Consider the following 18,536-nt stretch of genomic DNA (forward strand, 5'->3'; position numbering starts at 1 on the left):
GCGACGGTGGGTGCCGGGGCGTCAGAGCGTGCAGCGGGCGTCGTCGGTGACGCGTAGATCGACCAGGTAGTCGGCGACGGCCTTGTTCACGCAGGCGCTGGTACCGGCGGAGGCGATGGTGTGCTGCTCTCCCCGGACGGTGAGCAGGCTGCCGCCGAGGGTCTCCGCCAGGTTGATGCCGGCCTGGTGCGGGGTGCTCGGGTCGCCGGTGATGGAGATGGTCAGTGTGGTGGGGAGTCCTTCGACCCGGTCGGGGAAGGGGTAGGTGGTCTTCGGCTCGACCGGCCAGAATTCGCAGGCGTCCCGTGCCCCCGCAGCACCCGTGCCGGGGTCGACGAAGGGCGCTGAGCGGTAGGTCTGCTCGCGCATCTCCACCGCCTGCCCGGGCGTCATCCGCACCTCGTCCATGCAGGTGATGGCGTAGTTCGCCTCGCTGAAGTTACCTCCGCCGCCTTCGGTTCCCTCTCCGCTGAACGCCTGGGAGATCGCCAGGAGCTGCTGAGGGTCGCCCTTCTTGACGTCGGCGATACCTTGGATGATCTTCGGCCAGACGGCCTTGTAGTACAGGCCCGCGATCACGGAGTCGACGAGATTGTTGTAGGTGAACTTCATCCCTTGGCCGTAGGCCAGCGGCTCGTCGAGCAGCGGGCGGGCGATCCTGTTGAACGTCTCCGTGGCCCGCTCGGGGTCAGTACCCAAAGGGCACTTCGCGTCGTCTGAGCACGCGGCGGCCATCTCGTCGAAGGAGCGCTGGAAGCCGGCGTACTGCGACAGTCGCCGCTCGCCGCCCAGGTGCGGGTCCACCGCACCGTCCAGGACCATGGCGCGTACGTGCTGCGGGTACTTCTCGGCGTACAGCGCTCCGATGCGGGTGCCGTAGCTCTGGCCGAGGAAGTTGAGCTTCCCGCCGCCGAGGGCGGAGCGCAGGACGTCCATGTCGCGGACCGTGTCACGGGTACTCACGGTGCCCAGCGTCTTCTCGCCGCCGGAGCCCTGAGCACACCGGTCGACCAGCTGCCCGGTGTCCTTCTCCGAGAACGTCCCGGCGGTGAGCACGAACTCGGTTCGCACGTCGCCGGCGAGGCGGTCCTTGTCGTCGAAGCAGTGGATGGACGGCTCAGTGGCTCCTACGCCCCGCGGGTCGAACCCGATGAGATCGAAGTTCTCGGTCACCGGGCTCTTGGCCAGCGCAACGCCGGTCTGCGCGGCGAAGTTCTGCCCCGTCCCCCCGGGGCCGCCCGAGTTGAGCACCAGCGGACCCTTGGACGTGCCCCGGGCGGGAACGCGCAGCACCGCGAGTCGCGCCGTCTCTCCCTGGGGAGCGTTGTAGTCCAACGGCACCTTCAGGCGCGCGCATTGGAGACCGGGTGCGGCGAAGAGCTTTTCGTCGGCCGTGGTGGTGGCGTATCCGTCGCACGATCCGAAGGCGAGGTCCTGCTGGTAGAAGCGGTCGAGGTCGGTCGGGGGCGCAGACGAACGCTTCTGTCCCGATGCCTCGGGGTCGGTCGGCCCGCACGCTCCGATCAGCAGCATGACGGGTAGGGCCACGGCCGCCACGAGCGGGCGGCGGGGGAAACGGGAGGAGGACAACGGTTCTCCAGGTGGTCGAGGGGTGACGGCGAGCGGGAAAGCGACCTCCGGCTACGCCGCCGACGGGTCAGGAGGAGGGGCCGACGGTGGCGCACTGCTGGGCGAGCACCGAAGCCATGGCAGGCAGCAGAACGGCTACGGGGTCGTGAGTCAGCTCCGTCATACGCAGGAGTCCGCCGACGGTGACGACCCCGAGTACGTGCTCTCCGCGCAACTGGGTGGTCTGGGCCGGTCCCCACACGGCCACCGGGCCGGAGCCGCCGTTCCCCGAAACCTCCACCGGCCCGAGGTTGGTGATCTGGATGTCTGCCGCCGTGACCGCGGTCATCATCGCCTCGGCCTCTTCGGGGGTGGTCGGCGGTTGCTGGACCAGCGCCTGCGCCCCTGCCTTCAGCAAGGACGGCGTTCGCTGCTGCTCCAGGGCCCGATGGTGTAGCCGGGCGAGCTCCCAGAAGTCTCCCGCTTCCGACTCCTCACTCACGGTGCGGGCTCCCGCGAATCGGTTGGCCACGCCGTCGGGCAGGCCCGCGGCGCGTCGTAGGTCGACCGGACTCAGCACCGTGACCCGGTTGCGGCCTTCACGGTGGAAGACCGTGCAGGCGGCGGCGCACAACGCGGCGTGCACCGACACGTTCTCGTTGCGGCACCGGTTCACGAGGCGGGCGGTCAGTCCGTCCGGCAAGGCCAAGGCCGACACATGCGGTGTCCGGGCCGAAAAGGGCGTCAGCTCGCCAGGCGCGTCCGCGGAACTCTCCCGGGACGTGTCGGTCTCGGGCTCGGTGGTGTCGAGCACACTCAGGAGATCCTCCTGACAGGGTGGTACGCCGTGCCGGAAGGTCTCCTCGTCGCTGCCGTCGCCACCGTCGAGAGCGGTGACCAGATCCGTCAGCACCCTCACGGCCCCGGTGCCGTCGGTGATCTGGTGGGCGAAGGTCAGGACGATGACCCCGCCGGTCTCCCCAGGAACGAGTACGGCCCTCGCCAACGGGCCCGGCTCCGGTGGGATGGGCCGGGTCTGCTCATCGGCGACGACGGCCTGCCAGGGCGTCCCCGCCGCGGCCGCCTCGACGGAGATCCGCTCCGCGGTCCAGCGGTAGCGGGCCGTGGGAGCTCGGCGATCGACCGAGACGCGAAGCAGCGGATGCCGCTCCTGCACGCGCTCCAGCGCTCGCGCCAAGGCCGGTTCGGAGACCTCCCGGTCGAACTCCGCGACCAAAGAGAACTGAACAGGGTTGCGATGCATGTAGAGGTCGATGGTCCGTTCGAAAGCCCCGAGCTCTCGCACGACGTCCTCGGCATGGAAGGTCGGCATCCCGCGCTCCTTCATCCGTTGGTGTGCCGGTGCGACGACGGCTGGGGCTCGGCGTCGTGCCGGGGGAACAACCCGGCTCCCTCCCGCACGACGGGCCCGGTCGCCTGCTTCTGCGTCACCAGACACCTGGACGTGCGACGGAAGGCCCAAGCGATGACCAGAGCCGCCGCCACGGTCAGAGGGGTACCCATGGCGATCTTGGCGAAGGCCAGCCAGCCGGTGGAGTCGTGGATGTAAAGCCACTGCTTGACCACGAAGCGGGCACCGAGGACGAGCGCCGCGGCGAGGGTGGCCATGTCGTGCGCGCGCAGCACCTTCCGGTCCTCACGCCAGGCGTACGTGCCGCCGTGCAGGAGGTTCCACGCCACACCGCTCAGGGGACGACGCATCAGGACGGACCCGAACGTGACGACGAAACCGGCGAAGGCCACCCAGATGCCCAGCAGGAAGAAGTCCTTGGCGGAGCCGGTCAGCGCGACGATGCCCGCCGCCACCAGCACGCCGGCCAGGCTGCCGGAGGCCGCGAGGAAGGGCTCACCGCGCACCATCCGGACGATGGCGAACAGTACGCCGGTGACGATGGCCGCGATCACCGCAACCTTGGTGGGCTGCAGTGCCAGCGCGATCACGAACACCACGACCGGGACCGTCGAGTAGACGAACCCCGCCGTGCCGCCCATGGACTCCATCATGGTCGGTCGCGGGCCGGAAGGCGGTGAAGCTCCCGGGTCCTGAATGCCGGTGGGAGCCGGAGTGCGCTTCCCGTGATGGTTCATCAACTACTCCTTGTCAGGTGCCGGCGAGGTGAACGCCGGGGCAGGCTGTCATGGGCGGATGACAGGCTCAGGCACTCCAACCGCCTCCGACCGCCCGGCTGGAGAGGTAGGAGTCGCGCAGTGCCTTCCGCAAGCCGGGAACGAAGTCGTCGTACCGCCCCGCGTGGGCCTTCAGATCTCCCTTGTGGTCCCGGCGCTCCTGGCGGCTCCAGACCGGCGACAACTCCAGCTCCACCGCGAAGACCGCCATCGCCAGCTCGTCCGTGAGGGTGCCGGCCGGGCCCGCGCCGTCGAACACGCTGGCCCGAACCTGCTCCTGCAGGTCCCGCACCGCATCCGGGCGGGCGACGGCGACCCGGTTCACGGGGATGACCCCGAGCTTCTTCGTCCGACTCAGGGAGATGTCGCCGGAGTTGACAAGCTGGTCGCGGACCGGAGTCTCGGCTTTGTGCGCCTTGTCGTGCACGAACGTGAGCCAACCTCGCGGCTTGTCGGCGGGCAGGTCGTGCCAGACCGCGCCGGTGAACGGATCTTCCGGCGGAGTACCGGGCAGCCGCCGGACCTTCCCGCCGGAGGCGTCGAGCAGCCCGTCGCGGGCCAGCGCCGTCAGCGCCCCGGCGCGCAGCAACTGGCCCCGCCCCTGAATTTCGTCCAGCGGGAACTTCCTTTTGGGTACGGAATAACAAAGAAGGTACAACTTCTGGGCAAGCGTCACGGGCACAGGACCTCCCTGAAATGTGCGGCAATGGCGACAACCGGAATGGAGTCATATCCGGGTGGCAGCGACGCGTAGCAAAGAGGAGCCCGTCACCGCCTCGTTCATCAGTGGAACGAATTTCCCCGATCCGTTTGGGCCGCCATCAGTGATGGCACTTGTACCTCCTGCTCGCGCAGTGAAACTGGTGACGTTACGGCACAGTTGCAGGCACGGGAAAAATGGGGTCGAGCCCTACTCGGGCAGGCCCCGATCAGCCAGGAGCCTGCCCACACGACGCATCACGTCGACCTGGGCGGGGTTGTAGAGATCTCCGATGGCGTTTCCCATGGCGCGGGCGGCGACGTGCCGCCCATGCGGTGCGTCCGAGGTGAGGTCGCGGAGGCCGGCATGGTGAATGCGCAATGCGCGGACGTACGGCACGAGGCGCTCGGCAAGACTCCGGCGAGTCGGCTCGTCCGCATCGGCCGGCAGGTTGTCCAGCTCGGTCGCCACCGGGTCCGGCTCCTGCTGGAGCAAGTCCGCGTAGCCGTCCAGCGCTTCTGCGCCCAGGACCGTATCGATGACGCTGACGAAGGAGCGATCCGGCTCAGGCAGGTCGACGACGTCATCGACCGGAGCGAAGCGGAGAGGGAGATCGCTCTGCGCCGTTCGGCGCAGCAGGGCGCCGACTTCCAGGCGAGCCTGTTGTAGGCGCTCGATCGTGGCGGCCAGCTCGTCGTCCAGAGCCCGCAGCTCGGCCAGGTCGGCGCGGGGGTTCGCGTCGGAGCGCATGTCGCTGATCCGAGCGAGCGAGAAGCCCAGAGCGGAGAGCCGTTTGATCCGTAGCAGTTGGACGAGGTGGCTGACGCCGTACTGCTTGTAGCCATTGGAGTGGCGATCCGGCTCGTCGAGCAGCCCGATGCCGTGGTAATGGCGCACGGCCCGGACGCTGGTGCCGGCCAGCTCCGCGATTTCTCGGGTGCTCCATGCCATGTCGCTACTCTCTTCGGTTTGTTCTCTCTTCGGGAGGGTCGCCATCGGCGCCGCGGGGCCATTGAAGACCATGACGTAACGGCACGGTCCTGCCGGGGAGCCCCCGGGCCACCGGATGCGCCCCCCTCACCCCGGCAGCAGCCGTACCGCCGCGTTACGCAGCCGGGTGCGCTCGGTGCTCATGAAGCGGTGCAGGGTGCGGGAGGCGAAGGCGGTCCGCTGGGCGCTGCGGCGGCGTTCGCGGTCGTAGGCGCGCAGGGCACCCGCGACGCCCTCCCGGCCCGGGGGTGCGGCGGCGAGTGCGCGGGTCAGGGCGTCAGCGTCCAGGATCGCGGTGCAGGCGCCCTGGCCCAGGTTGGGCGTCATGGCGTGGGCCGCGTCGCCCACCAGGGCCACGGGGGCGGGCCGGGCCTCAGGGGCGACGAACGAGGGCAGCGCCGGGTGCAGGTGGCGCATCTCGTAGCGGATCCAGGTGGCCGGGTCGGTGGCGTCCAGGATGCGCGGGATCGGGTCGTGCCAGCCGGCGAAGAAGCCGCGCAGCTCGGCGGCGGTGGTGGCCCCGGGCACGGTGGCGTACCAGTTGGTGCGGCCCGGCTCGACCGGAGTCAGGCCGAAGAAGCGGCCGCTCCCCCAGGTCTCGCCGTGCACCGGGCTCTCGAAGTCGGCGATGCCGATCCAGGCGACGGTGCCGACCTCGCGCGGGCCGCTGCGGTCGCCGAGGCGGGCGGTGCGGACGGCGCTGCGGATGCCGTCGGCGCCGATCACCAGGTCCTGCCCGGCGGCGACGGCGTCCAGGTCGGTGACCCGCTCGCCGAGCTTGAGCGGTACGTCCCCGAAGGTATCCAGGCCCGCGAGCAGGGCGTCGAGCAAGTACGGGCGGGAGATGAGGAGTTCGGGGCGGCCCGCCTTGCGTTCGATGCGCTCCAGCGGGAGCCGGGCGATCGGCGTCCCGTCCGGGGTGCGGATGTGCGCGTCGCGGTAGGGGACGGCGTGCTCGCGCAGCGCGTCGCCGACGCCGAGGCGGTCGAGCGCGGACTGTGCGGTGGGGTGGACGCCGAAGGCCGCGCCGTACCGCTCCAGTTCGGTGCGCCGCTCCAGCACGGTCACGTTCCAGCCCGCGCGGCGGAGGCCGATCGCGGTCGCCAGACCGCCGATGCCCGCGCCGACCACGGTCGCCGTTCCTGTCATGTCGCGCTCCCGAAGCTCGTACGGCCCACACAGAAGAACCACCACATCTGTGGTACCACGGCTGGGGTAGCATCGGCAAGGAAAGCGGGGGCGTGGGTACGGGAGTGAGGGAGCGGGCGTGAATCCGGACCGGCGGGACCGGCTGCGGGACGCGGCGATCGAGGTGTTGGCCCGGGACGGCGGGCGCGGACTGACGCACCGGGCCGTGGACCAGGCCGCCGAGGTACCGTCCGGCACCACCAAGAACTACTTCCCGACCCGGGACGCCGTCCTCCGCGCGGTGGCGGAGCGCTGCCTTGAGCAGTACCTCGCGCTCACCGAACAGCTGGCCGCCGGTCCGGGGCCCGCGGACCGCGAGGGCCTGGTGGCGCTCTTCCGCTCACTCCTGGAGAACGTCACGGGGCCGGGCCGCGCCCGACTGCTCGCAGTGCTGGAGCTTCAGGCCGAGGCGACCCGGCGGCCCTGGCTCTCCGGCATCCTCGACCCGATGGCGAGCGGCGATTTCGCGGGGTTCGAGCTGGCCCAGCGCGCCGCCGGACTGCCCGTCACCCCACAGCGTGCGGCTGTCGTCACCCTCGCCCTGCACGCGGCGATCCCGCATCTGCTGACGAACGGGCCCGGCACGCTCGCGGCGGCGGGGCTGGAGGACCCGGACCGCTTCGTGCGCGACCTCCTGGACGCGGTGTACCCGCCGGACGCGACCGCCTGAGCGCACGACCACAAGGAGCCGGGGTCACGCCCGCCCCGGCGGTGAGCGCCTGAGGCACCCGACCCGCCCGGCAGCAGCCGCCTGAAGCCCGCACCCCGATCCCGAAGGGATCCCCGCACCCTGACGGACCGGCACATTCCGCCGCCCGGATCTGGCCAGAACCCGACGCCGTCTCATCTGACGGTCATCACACGCTTTCCCGCCCGCGACCGCACGGTGACCTTCGCGCACGAAACCTGTGACCACCCTGTGAATACCGGGCTCCCCAACTCCCGGTAACACTGCGGCAATGATCGCAGAAACGTCCGCTTAACGAACATGACCTTTCCGACAACGAACGAAAACCGGCCAAGTTGTTGACGCGCTCCTGACAGACACGGCCGTCGGCTGACACTCTTCACCCCGTTCTGCGCACCGCCTGCACCGTCCGGACAGCCCGTCCAGGCCGCCCGGTACCCCCCTCGCAGAAGGAGTCCGCGTGAGATCCACGCCCAGCCGTCGTGCCACCGCGACCGGCGCTCTGATAGCCGCAGCAGCCCTCATCGCCGTCGCCGTTCCGTCCGGCGCCGCGACCGCCACCTCCGCCCCCGCCTCGGCCCCGCTCGGCGGCATCACCGCCGGCACGAAGGCCGACCCGGGCGCCCTGCCCGCCAAGCTCTCCCCCGCCCAGCGCGCGGAGCTGCTCAGCGAGGCGAACGCCACCAAGGCCGCCACCGCCAAGGAGCTCGGCCTCGGGTCCACCGAGAAGCTCGTGGTCCGTGACGTGGTCCAGGACCGCGACGGCACCACGCACACCCGCTACGAGCGCACCCTCGACGGGCTCCCCGTCCTCGGCGGCGACCTCGTGGTCAAGGAGTCCGCGGCCGGCAGGACCGAGGGCGTCAGCAAGGCGTCGAAGGCGACCAGCGCGCAGCTGAAGGCCGTCGGCCTGACCGCCGACGTGGCCCCGGCCGCCGCCGAGAAGCAGGCGCTCGGCGCGGCCAAGGCCGAGGGTTCGAAGGCCAAGAAGGCGGAGAACGCCCCGCGCAAGGTGGTCTGGCTGGGCAGCGGCTCCCCGCAGCTCGCGTACGAGACCGTGGTCGGCGGACTCCAGCACGACGGCACCCCGAACGAGCTGCACGTGCTCACCGACGCCACCTCGGGCGAGAAGCTCTACGAGTGGCAGGCCGTCCACAACGGCACGGGCAACACGCAGTACAACGGCCAGGTCACCCTGGGCACCGCGCCCTCGTACACGCTGACCGACACCACGCGCGGCAACCACAAGACGTACAACCTGAACCGGGGCAGCTCCGGCACCGGCACGCTGTTCTCCGGCCCGGACGACATCTGGGGCGACGGCACTCCGCAGAACGCCGAGACGGCCGGCGCGGACGCCCACTACGGCGCGGCCGAGACGTGGGACTACTACAAGAACGTGCACGGCCGCTCCGGCATCCGCGGTGACGGCGTCGGCGCGTACTCCCGCGTCCACTACGGCAACAACTACGTCAACGCGTTCTGGCAGGACAGCTGCTTCTGCATGACGTACGGCGACGGCAGCGGCAACGTCAAGCCGCTGACCTCCCTGGACGTGGCCGCCCACGAGATGACGCACGGCCTGACCTCGGTCACCGCCAAGCTCGTCTACAGCGGCGAGTCCGGCGGTCTCAACGAGGCCACCTCCGACATCTTCGCCGCAGGTGTGGAGTTCTACTCCGACACCGCCCAGGACCCGGGCGACTACATGGTCGGCGAGAAGATCGACATCAACGGCGACGGCACGCCGCTGCGCTACATGGACAAGCCCTCCAAGGACGGCGCGTCCAAGGACTACTGGTACTCCGGCATCGGCAACGTCGACGTCCACTACTCCTCGGGCCCGGCGAACCACTGGTTCTACCTGCTCTCCGAGGGCAGCGGCGCCAAGACCGTCAACGGCGTCGACTACGACTCGCCGACCTCCGACGGGCTCCCGGTGACCGGCATCGGCCGGGACAAGGCGCTGCAGATCTGGTTCAAGGCGCTCACCACGAAGTTCACCTCGACGACCAACTACGCCGCCGCCCGCACCGGCACGCTCGCGGTCGCCAGTGAGCTGTACGGGGCCACCAGCCCCGAGTACGCGGCCGTGGCGCACGCCTGGGCCGGCATCAACGTCGGCGCCCGCCCCGGCGGCGGCGACCCCGACCCGGGCGGCAAGGTGTTCGAGAACACCACCGCGGTGAACATCCCGGACGCCGGTGCGGCCGTCACCAGCTCAGTCACCGTCTCCGGTGTCACCGGCAACGCGCCGAGCGCCCTCAAGGTGGACGTGAACATCTCGCACACCTGGCGCGGTGACCTGGTCGTCGACCTGGTGGCCCCGGACGGCTCCGCCTACCGGCTGAAGAACTCCTCCTCCGGCGACTCCGCGGACAACGTGGTGGCCACCTACACGGTCAACGCCTCGTCCGAGGTGGCCAACGGGGTCTGGAAGCTGAAGGTCCAGGACGTGGCGCGTCAGGACACCGGAAAGATCAACAGCTTCAAGCTCACCTTCTGATCCACCCGCCTGGTCCACCGCACCGACCGAACGGCCCGGAAGAGGGAGACCTCTTCCGGGCCGTTCGTCATGGCGCGTCCCGTGCGGTCAGGCCGGGTTGTTCGCGTGGGTCAGGGTCTCCCAGGCGACGAACAGGTTGTTCGACCCGGCGGGCCGCTGCCGCTCGGTCAGCGTCTGCGTGTTGGTCATGGCGTGACCGAGGCGGTTGGCGAGCGCGTTGAAGCCGACCTCGGTGACCGGCCCCAGATTGTCCTTGAGCGAGCCGCCGCAGAGCGAGGACGGCACGGGCGTCCCCAGCTGGTGCTTGGCGTGCAGCCCCATCGCGTGCCGCAGCCGGTCGGCGATCTCCGGATAGAGGTCCTGGCCCTGGATGCGGCTGGTCTCGGCGATGTGGGCGATGGCGGAGAGGCCGTAGCCGGTGTGGGTCAGATCCCGGCAGGTCTCCTGGGAGAGCCCGTCCATGAAGGTGGACTGCCCCTGCCAGTAGTTGATGACTTTCGCCCGGGTGTCGAGCCCGCTGCCCGGCGCGACCTTCGGCAGCGATCCGTCGGCGGTCACATAGATGTACGCGGGGACACGTCCGCGGAACTTTCCCACGGCCTTGTCGTAGGCGGCGCGGTCCTCCAGGAAGACCGCGATCCCGATCGCCGCCTCGGTCATGGACAGCTCCCAGTTGCCGTTGGAGTGGGAGCCGTTGGTGACCTCGGGCAGGTAGACGTTGCGCAGCATCGTGCCGAAGCGGCCGGAGTTCGGCCAGCTGCTGTAGGTGTACCTGATGATCTCGGCGGCGCGCGGCCAGGTCGAGCCGGCCCAGCCGGTCTGGAGCGGGGCGTTGCTGTTGGTGTGGTCCTTGATCACGGCCGACCAGGCGTCCATGATCTGGATCGCCTTCTGCGCGTACCGGCTGTCCTGGGTGATGTACCAGGCCAGCGAGAGCGTGTACGCGGCGATGGCGTCCTCGCGCTCGTCCGTGCAGCCATTGTTGGGGTTGGAGTACGAGCCGCACTCGACGACCGCGCGCGGCTTGGCGGTCCGGGTCAGGGAGGCGTACTTGCTGCCCATCATCTGGTCGTAGGCGCTCTTCCAGGGCTGGGCGCCCGCCTGCACCCGGCCCCGGACGAAGTCCAGCTGGGGGCGGCTGACGAGCACGCCGGGGTGGGTGAAGTTCGCCGGGGCGGCGGCCTCGGCGGGAGTCGTGGATCTCTCCGCCACGGCAGGCGCGGCGAGGGCCGTGGTGAGCAGCGCGGCCAGGGCGGCGGCGGTGCCGAGGACTCGGGGGATGGTGCCGGTACGCATGTGGGGTGCCTTCCGGTGGGGTGACGGTTCAACGGCCCGGACCGACAAGCGGGTTCATGCCTGTGAACGTTGGGCCGCATGATGAGCGGTGCGGTGAGTCAGGAACGTAAAGCCATTTCATGTGCACGTCAAGGTTCTGTGTTCACCCCACGAAGGAATCCACCGGCGCATGCGCAGGGGCCCGGCACCGCGTGGGTGCCGGGCCCCTCGGGTCCGTCATGACGCGCGCTCAGCGCATCAGCACGCCCGCGCCCTCCCCCGTCGCCCCGGTCGGCAGGGCGACCAGGCCCAGTTCGGCGCTGGTGGCCAGCAGCCGGTGGGCGGGCAGGACGCGCACGGTGTAGCCGTACGGTCCCGTCCGGTCCGGGGTGAGCGGGCCTTCGTACAGCCAGCGGTCCTCCAGGTCCTGACCGCCCGCCGGCTTCAGCGGGAAGGTCTGGGCGTCCGCGATGGCGTCGCCGGAGTCGACCCGGCCCGCGACCACCTGGACCTCGACGTCGTCCGGCTCCAGGCCGCCGAGCGCGATCCGCACCCGCAGCGCCAGGGTGGCCCCCAGCTCCGCCGAACCGCCCGCGGCGTCCCCGGTGACCGTCTCCACATGGTCGACGGAGACCCCGCGCCAGGCCGCCCGGACCTTGGCCTTCCACGCGGCGAGGTCCTGCGCCACCGCGGGCTCCAGGGCCCGGCGGGCCTGGGCGGCGGGGGCGTACAGGCGCTCCACGTACTCGCGCACCATCCGGCCCGCGAGCACCTTCGGCCCCAGGGAGACCAGGGTGGAGCGGACCATTTCGATCCAGCGGTCGGGCAGACCCCCGGCCCCCCGGTCGTAGAAGCGCGGGGCGACCCGGTCCTCGATCAGGGCGTAGAGGGCGTTCGACTCCAGCTCGTCGCGGCGGTCCTCGTCGATGGCCGAACCGTCGGCGGTGGGGATCTCCCAGCCGAAGTCCGGGTCGAACCACTCGTCCCACCAGCCGTCGCGCACCGACAGGTTGAGGCAGCCGTTCAGCGCCGCCTTCATCCCGCTCGTGCCGCAGGCCTCCAGCGGTCGCAGCGGGTTGTTGAGCCAGACGTCGCAGCCCGGGTAGAGCTTCTGCGCCATGCCCATGCCGTAGTCCGGGAGGAAGACGATGCGGTGGCGCACGCGCGGGTCGTCCGCGAACCGCACCAGCTCCTGGACCAGCCGCTTGCCGCCGTCGTCGGCCGGGTGGGCCTTGCCCGCGACGACGATCTGGATCGGGTGCGTCGGGTGCAGCAGCAGCTCCCGCAGCCGGTCGCGGTCGCGGAGCATCAGCGTCAGCCGCTTGTACGAGGGGACGCGGCGGGCGAAGCCGATGGTCAGGATGTCCGGGTCGAGGACGCCGTCGATCCAGCCCAGCTCGGCGGTGCCCGCGCCGCGCCTGCGCCAGGAGGCGTAGAGGCGGCGGCGGACCTCGGTGACGAGCTGTCCGCGCAGGTCCCGGCGCAGGTCCCAGATCTCCTGGTCGCCGATGCCGGTCACCGCGTCCCAGCGGCGGGGCGTGCCGGTCTGCGCGGAGGCCTCGTCGGCCACCGGGCCGCCGGCCAGCACCTGGTGGGCGCGGCCCTCGCCGACCTGGCCCGCGCCGAGCCGGAACACCTCGGGGGCGACCCAGGTCGGGGCGTGGACCCCGTTGGTGACGGAGGTGATGGGCACCTCGGCGGGGTCGAAGCCCGGCCAGAGCCCGGAGAACATCTCCCGGCTGACGGCCCCGTGCAGGGTGGAGACGCCGTTGGCGCGCTGGGCGAGCCTGAGGCCCATCACCGCCATGTTGAACAGCTCGGGCTCGCCGCCGGGGTAGGTCTCGGTGCCGAGGCGCAGGACCTTCTCGACGGGTACGCCGGACAGTTCACCGTCGTCGCCGAAGTGGCGGGCGACGAGTCCCCGGTCGAAACGGTCTATGCCGGCGGGCACCGGAGTGTGGGTGGTGAAGACGGTCCCGGCCCGGACCACTTCGAGCGCTGCGTCGAAGTCGAGTCCGGTGGGGATGAGTTCGCGGATGCGTTCCAGGCCGAGGAAGCCGGCGTGGCCCTCGTTGGTGTGGAAGACCTCCGGCTCCGGAGTGCCGGTGAGCCTGCACCAGGTGCGCACGGCGCGCACCCCGCCGATGCCGAGCAGCATCTCCTGGAGGAGGCGGTGGTCGCTGCCGCCGCCGTAGAGCCGGTCGGTGACGTCGCGTTCGCCGGGGGCGTTCTCCTCGACGTCGGAGTCGAGGAGGAGCAGCGGCACGCGGCCGACCCGGGCGAGCCAGATGCACGCGTGGAGCGAGCGTCCGCCGGGCAGCGCGAGGACGACCCGGGCGGGGGTGCCGTCGGCCTCGCGGACCAGGTCGAGCGGGAGTTCGTTGGGGTCGAGGACGGGATAGTGCTCCTGCTGCCAGCCCTCGCGCGAGAGGGTCTGGCGGAAGTAGCCGTGCCGGTAGAGCAGCCCGACGCCGATGAGCGGGACGCCGAGGTCGCTGGCGGCCTTGAGGTGGTCGCCGGCCAGGATGCCGAGACCGCCGCTGTACTGGGGCAGGGCGGCGGTGACACCGAATTCGGGTGAGAAGTAGGCGATGGCGGAGGGGAGTTCGGCTCCGGCGGCCCGCTGTTCCTGATACCAGCGCGGGCCGTCCAGATATTCCGCCAGGTCGGCGGAGGCCGCGGCGAGGCGGCCGAGGTACTCCGCGTCCCCGGCCAGTTCGGTCAGCCGCCCGGCGGACAGCGAGCCGAGCAGGCGTACGGGGTCGGCGTCCGCGGGCCGCCAGCCCTCGGGGTCGGCGGACCGGAAGAGCTCGCGGGTCTCGGTGTGCCACGACCAGCGCAGGTTGCGCGCGAGGTCGTGGAGGGGTCGGAGGGGTTCGGGGAGGACAGGACGCACGGTGAATCGACGAATGGCCTTCACGTACTCCACCTTTACAGGGGACTTGCGCATCCGAGCGGACGCACCACGGTGTGCGTCCCTTCCGTCACCCCTGACGGTAGCGGCCGTCCGTGGCGGGGTGCCACGGCGCGCGGAGGGCTCACCGGGCCCGGTTCCGGGCCGCCGCGCGCCTCCCTTCAGACGCCCCATGCACCCCACCCGTGATCCCCTGTCACTTCTTCCACCTGACGGTTTGGCCGGTTTCCCCCCGTACGCAGCCTTGTGGACCTCCCTGCCACAGGGAAGGCTGCCGTGTGGCGCCGCAGAACGGGTATCCGGAACCCGTGGGGGCGCTTCGGGTTCCCTGCGCCCCCCCGGGGCGTGCGCGCCGCGTGCGGCGGGGCCCGAGCGGCCCGTTACGACCGAGTAGTTAACACGGCGCCGGATTTCCCACCCTCCGACGCGGGGAAGGCTTCCCCGGTACACCGCACGACCCCGGCCCGCACTCGTTCTCCGCGCATCCCGAAACATGCGCGAAACCCCCGCGACCCACCCATTCGAGTGCCATTCGAGTGAACGCGGACAGGAGCGGCCATGCCCACAGCCCGTCAGCAGACTGCTGAGCAGCTACAAAGGACAGATCCCCGTCTTCGCGGCACACGCGGTCGGTCCTCCGCGTCCGTGCCGTCCCCCGTGCACGCCGAGCTCCTTCAGCCCTCAGGTGATTCCATGATCGGTCGTATTCCCGTCCTGGACGTCCGTCCTCTCGTCGACTGCGGCAGACGGGCGGCGAAGGCCGTCGTCGGTGAGACCTTCCAGGTCACCGCCACCGTCTTCCGCGAAGGCCATGACGCGGTGGCCGCCAATGTCGTGCTGCGCGATCCGCGCGGGCGGGTCGGCCCGTGGACCCCGATGCGCGAGCTGGCGCAGGGCACGGACCGTTGGGGGGCCGAGATCACGCCGGATTCCGAGGGCCGCTGGACGTACACGGTGGAGGCCTGGAGCGATCCGGTCAGCACCTGGCGGCACCACGCCGCGATCAAGATCCCGGCGGGCATCGACACGGACCTGGTGCTGGCCGAGGGCGCGGCGCTGCTGGAGCGGGCCGCCGCGGGCGTGCCGAAGAAGCACGGCCGCGAGGCGGTGCTCGCCGCGGTGGACGCGCTGCGCGACACCGCCCACCCGGCGGCCGCCCGGCTCGCCGCGGCGCTGACCCCGGCCGCCGACGCGGTGCTGGCCCGCTATCCGCTGCGCGAACTGGTCACCCGGTCCAAGCCGCTGGCGGTGCGGGTGGAGCGCGAGCGGGCGCTGTTCGGGTCGTGGTACGAGCTGTTCCCGCGCTCGGAGGGGGCGCGGGAGGTGCCGGTGGACCCGGCGGACACCTCGCCGGACGCGCCGACCCGGCTGGTCAGCGGCACCTTCCGGACGGCGGCCGAGCGGCTGCCCGCAGTCGCCGCGATGGGGTTCGACGTGGTGTACCTGCCGCCGATCCACCCGATCGGGACCACCCACCGCAAGGGCCCGAACAACACCCTGACACCCGGGGAGCACGACCCGGGCGTGCCGTGGGCGATCGGTTCGCCGGACGGCGGGCACGACGCGGTCCACCCGGAGCTGGGCACGCTGGAGGACTTCGACCACTTCGCGGAGGTGGCCCGCAACCTCCGGATGGAGATCGCGCTGGACTTCGCGCTCCAGTGCTCGCCGGACCACCCGTGGGTCAAGGAACACCCGGACTGGTTCCACCACCGCCAGGACGGTTCGATCGCGTACGCCGAGAACCCGCCGAAGAAGTACCAGGACATCTATCCGATCGCCTTCGACAAGGACATGCGCGGTCTGGTGGCGGAGACGTCACGCATCCTGCGCTTCTGGATGGACCACGGGGTGCGTATCTTCCGGGTCGACAACCCGCACACCAAGCCGGTGGTGTTCTGGGAGAAGGTCATCGCCGAGATCAACGGCACCGACCCCGACGTCGTCTTCCTGGCGGAGGCGTTCACCCGCCCGGCGATGATGCACACGCTAGGCGCGATCGGCTTCCAGCAGTCGTACACGTACTTCACCTGGCGCAACACCAAGCAGGAACTGACGGAGTACGTCACGGAGCTGGCCGGCGAGGCCGCCTCGTACATGCGGCCCAACTTCTTCGTGAACACCCCCGACATCCTCCCCGGCTACCTCCAGGAAGGCGGCCGTCCCGCCTTCGAGGCGCGGGCGGTGCTGGCCGCGACGCTGGCCCCCTCCTGGGGCGTGTACGCGGGATTCGAGCTGTGCGAGAACACCCCGGCGGGGCCGGGGAGTGAGGAGTACCTGCACTCGGAGAAGTACGAACTGCGGCCGAGAGACTGGGAGTCGGCGGAACGCGAGGGCCGCACGCTCACCCCCCTGATCACCTCGCTGAACCGCATCCGCCGGCGTAACCCCGCTCTGCGGCAGCTGCGCGACGTCCACTTCCACCACACCGACAACGAAGCGCTGATCGTCTACAGCAAGCGCTCCGGTACGAACACCGTTCTGGTGGTCGTGAACCTCGACCCGCACCACACCCAGGAGGCCACGGTCTCGTTGGACATGGAGCGGCTCGGCCTTTCCTGGCACGAGCGCGTACCGGTGCGCGACGAGCTCACCGGCGACACCTATCACTGGGGCAGGGCCTTCTATGTGCGCCTAGAGCCGGGCATCACGCCCGCGCACATCGCCGTCCTGCGACCGTCCCCGCCGACCGGAGGGTCACCCACACCATGATCGTCAATGAGCCTGTCCCCGACACGTTCGAGGACACCCCCGCCAAGGACCGCGATCCCGACTGGTTCAAGCGCGCCGTCTTCTACGAGGTGCTCGTCCGGTCCTTCCAGGACTCCAACGGCGACGGAATCGGCGACCTCAAGGGCATCACCGCCAAGCTGGACTATCTCCAGTGGCTCGGTGTCGACTGCCTCTGGCTGCCGCCATTCTTCAAGTCGCCGCTGCGCGACGGGGGCTACGACGTCTCCGACTACACCGCCGTGCTGCCGGAGTTCGGCGACCTCGCCGACTTCGTGGAGTTCGTGGACGCCTCGCACCAGCGTGGCATGCGCGTCATCATCGACTTCGTCATGAACCACACGAGCGACCAGCACGAGTGGTTCCAGCAGTCCCGCACCGACCCCGACGGGCCGTACGGCGACTACTACGTCTGGGCCGACGACGACAAGCAGTTCCAAGACGCCCGGATCATCTTCGTCGACACCGAGACGTCCAACTGGACCTTCGACCCGGTGCGCAAGCAGTACTACTGGCACCGCTTCTTCTCGCACCAGCCGGACCTCAACTACGAGAACCCGGCGGTCCAGGAGGAGATCCTGGCGGCCCTGCGCTTCTGGCTGGACCTGGGCATCGACGGCTTCCGGGTCGACGCGGTGCCCTACCTCTACCAGCGCGAGGGCACCAACTGCGAGAACCTCCCCGAGACCCACCACTTCCTGAAGCGGGTCCGCAAGGAGATCGACGCCAACTACCCGGACACCGTGCTCCTCGCCGAGGCCAACCAGTGGCCGGAGGACGTCGTCGACTACTTCGGCGACTACGAGCAGGGCGGCGACGAATGCCACATGGCGTTCCACTTCCCCGTCATGCCGCGCATCTTCATGGCGGTGCGCCGCGAGAGCCGCTACCCGGTCTCCGAGATTCTGGCCAAGACCCCGGCGATCCCGAAGAACTGCCAGTGGGGCATCTTCCTGCGCAACCACGACGAGCTGACGCTCGAAATGGTCACGGACGAAGAGCGCGACTACATGTACGCGGAGTACGCCAAGGACCCGCGGATGCGCGCCAACATCGGCATCCGCCGCCGCCTCGCCCCGCTGCTGGACAACGACCGCAACCAGATCGAGCTGTTCACCGCCCTGCTGCTGTCGCTGCCCGGCTCCCCGATCCTCTACTACGGGGACGAGATCGGGATGGGCGACAACATCTGGCTGGGTGACCGGGACGCGGTCCGCACCCCGATGCAGTGGACGCCCGACCGCAACGCCGGGTTCTCCTCCAGCGATCCGGGGCGGCTCTTCCTCCCCACGATCATGGACCCGGTCTACGGCTACCAGGTCACCAACGTCGAGGCGTCGATGGCCTCGCCGTCCTCGCTGCTGCACTGGACCCGCCGGATGATCGAGATCCGGAAGCAGAATCCGGCCTTCGGCCTCGGCGAGTACACCGAGCTCCCCTCCTCCAACCCGGCGGTGCTGGCGTTCACCCGCGAGTACGGCGACGACCTCGTCCTGTGCGTGCACAACTTCTCGCGGTTCGCGCAGCCGACGGAACTGGACCTCCGATCGTTCAACGGACGTCATCCGGTGGAATTGATCGGCGGGGTACGCTTCCCGGCCATCGGTCAGTGGCCCTACCTGCTGACCCTTGCGGGACACGGCTTCTACTGGTTCCGGCTGCGCAAGGACGCGCCGCCGGCCTGAGGCGCCATCGCCTCCGTGCGGGACGGTTTCCGCCGTCCCGCACGGGGCACTCTGGACGCAGGGGCCGGGCCTTCACGGTTCGGCCGTTCGAGTCCGTAAGCACCTTCCTCTCCCGACACGTCCCGCACAGCCGGACAGCCGTT

12 protein-coding genes are annotated in these 18,536 nt (G+C 70.3%); 4 read left to right on the forward strand and 8 right to left on the reverse strand.

Annotation, left to right across the window (positions count from 1 at the left end):
• Nucleotides 1–21: 21 nt before the first annotated feature.
• The 6 genes from ACFWM7_RS04655 to ACFWM7_RS04680 all read right to left on the reverse strand — a co-directional run bounded on the left by ACFWM7_RS04655 (nucleotide 22) and on the right by ACFWM7_RS04680 (nucleotide 6,556).
• Entirely contained in the window at nucleotides 22–1,590 is a 1,569-nt protein-coding gene (locus ACFWM7_RS04655; RefSeq protein ID WP_383255053.1) for an alpha/beta hydrolase, read from the reverse strand.
• A gap of 67 nt (nucleotides 1,591–1,657) precedes the next feature.
• Nucleotides 1,658–2,902, reverse strand: coding sequence for a peptide synthetase (locus ACFWM7_RS04660; protein ID WP_383255057.1), 1,245 nt, complete (start codon nucleotides 2,900–2,902; stop codon nucleotides 1,658–1,660).
• Between the two features lie 11 nt (nucleotides 2,903–2,913).
• On the reverse strand, nucleotides 2,914–3,582 hold the full coding sequence (locus ACFWM7_RS04665) for a DUF3159 domain-containing protein (RefSeq protein WP_383255059.1): 669 nt from the start codon (nucleotides 3,580–3,582) through the stop codon (nucleotides 2,914–2,916).
• A 163-nt stretch (nucleotides 3,583–3,745) separates the two neighbouring features.
• Nucleotides 3,746–4,393, reverse strand: a complete 648-nt coding sequence (locus tag ACFWM7_RS04670; RefSeq protein WP_383255061.1) for a GPP34 family phosphoprotein — start codon at nucleotides 4,391–4,393, stop codon at nucleotides 3,746–3,748.
• A gap of 234 nt (nucleotides 4,394–4,627) precedes the next feature.
• Nucleotides 4,628–5,368, reverse strand: coding sequence for a MerR family transcriptional regulator (locus tag ACFWM7_RS04675; protein ID WP_383255063.1), 741 nt, complete (start codon nucleotides 5,366–5,368; stop codon nucleotides 4,628–4,630).
• Nucleotides 5,369–5,494: 126 nt separating this feature from the next.
• Nucleotides 5,495–6,556 (reverse strand): FAD-dependent oxidoreductase, encoded by a 1,062-nt coding sequence (locus ACFWM7_RS04680; protein ID WP_383255065.1) that lies wholly within the window; start codon nucleotides 6,554–6,556, stop codon nucleotides 5,495–5,497.
• Between the two features lie 118 nt (nucleotides 6,557–6,674).
• Between ACFWM7_RS04680 and ACFWM7_RS04685 the strand changes: the two genes are divergently transcribed.
• A complete protein-coding gene (locus tag ACFWM7_RS04685; protein WP_383255067.1) occupies nucleotides 6,675–7,265 on the forward strand; it encodes a TetR/AcrR family transcriptional regulator in 591 nt (196 codons plus the stop codon).
• Between the two features lie 478 nt (nucleotides 7,266–7,743).
• Nucleotides 7,744–9,789, forward strand: a complete 2,046-nt coding sequence (locus ACFWM7_RS04690) for a M4 family metallopeptidase (RefSeq protein ID WP_383255068.1) — start codon at nucleotides 7,744–7,746, stop codon at nucleotides 9,787–9,789.
• An 87-nt stretch (nucleotides 9,790–9,876) separates the two neighbouring features.
• On the opposite strand, the gene ACFWM7_RS04695 is transcribed toward ACFWM7_RS04690, so the two are convergent.
• Nucleotides 9,877–11,085, reverse strand: a complete 1,209-nt coding sequence (locus ACFWM7_RS04695) for an alginate lyase family protein (RefSeq protein WP_383255070.1) — start codon at nucleotides 11,083–11,085, stop codon at nucleotides 9,877–9,879.
• Nucleotides 11,086–11,314: 229 nt separating this feature from the next.
• Nucleotides 11,315–13,984: an alpha-glucan family phosphorylase gene (gene glgP / locus ACFWM7_RS04700; RefSeq protein WP_383255072.1), complete on the reverse strand. Its 2,670-nt coding sequence runs from the start codon at nucleotides 13,982–13,984 to the stop codon at nucleotides 11,315–11,317.
• A 687-nt stretch (nucleotides 13,985–14,671) separates the two neighbouring features.
• On the opposite strand from glgP, the gene ACFWM7_RS04705 reads away from it, so the two are divergent.
• On the forward strand, nucleotides 14,672–16,690 hold the full coding sequence (locus ACFWM7_RS04705; RefSeq protein WP_383255074.1) for an alpha-1,4-glucan--maltose-1-phosphate maltosyltransferase: 2,019 nt from the start codon (nucleotides 14,672–14,674) through the stop codon (nucleotides 16,688–16,690).
• Nucleotides 16,687–18,393, forward strand: a complete 1,707-nt coding sequence (treS, locus tag ACFWM7_RS04710) for a maltose alpha-D-glucosyltransferase (protein ID WP_383255076.1) — start codon at nucleotides 16,687–16,689, stop codon at nucleotides 18,391–18,393. Before ACFWM7_RS04705 ends, treS begins: the two co-directional genes overlap by 4 nt.
• The last annotated feature ends 143 nt before the right edge of the window (nucleotides 18,394–18,536 follow it).

This window comes from Streptomyces sp. NPDC058375 (genome assembly GCF_042723425.1).
In the GTDB taxonomy this organism is placed as follows: Bacteria; Actinomycetota; Actinomycetes; order Streptomycetales; family Streptomycetaceae; genus Streptomyces; species Streptomyces durocortorensis.

Coding starts and splice junctions, on each gene's coding strand:
- ACFWM7_RS04660 (WP_383255057.1), bottom strand. CDS start 2,902: ATGCCGACCTTCCATGCCGAGGACGTCGTGCGAGAGCTCGGGGCTTTC.
- ACFWM7_RS04665 (WP_383255059.1), bottom strand. CDS start 3,582: ATGGGCGGCACGGCGGGGTTCGTCTACTCGACGGTCCCGGTCGTGGTG.
- ACFWM7_RS04675 (WP_383255063.1), bottom strand. CDS start 5,368: ATGGCATGGAGCACCCGAGAAATCGCGGAGCTGGCCGGCACCAGCGTC.
- ACFWM7_RS04680 (WP_383255065.1), bottom strand. CDS start 6,556: ATGACAGGAACGGCGACCGTGGTCGGCGCGGGCATCGGCGGTCTGGCG.
- ACFWM7_RS04695 (WP_383255070.1), bottom strand. CDS start 11,085: ATGCGTACCGGCACCATCCCCCGAGTCCTCGGCACCGCCGCCGCCCTG.
- ACFWM7_RS04705 (WP_383255074.1), top strand. CDS start 14,672: ATGATCGGTCGTATTCCCGTCCTGGACGTCCGTCCTCTCGTCGACTGC.
- treS (WP_383255076.1), top strand. CDS start 16,687: ATGATCGTCAATGAGCCTGTCCCCGACACGTTCGAGGACACCCCCGCC.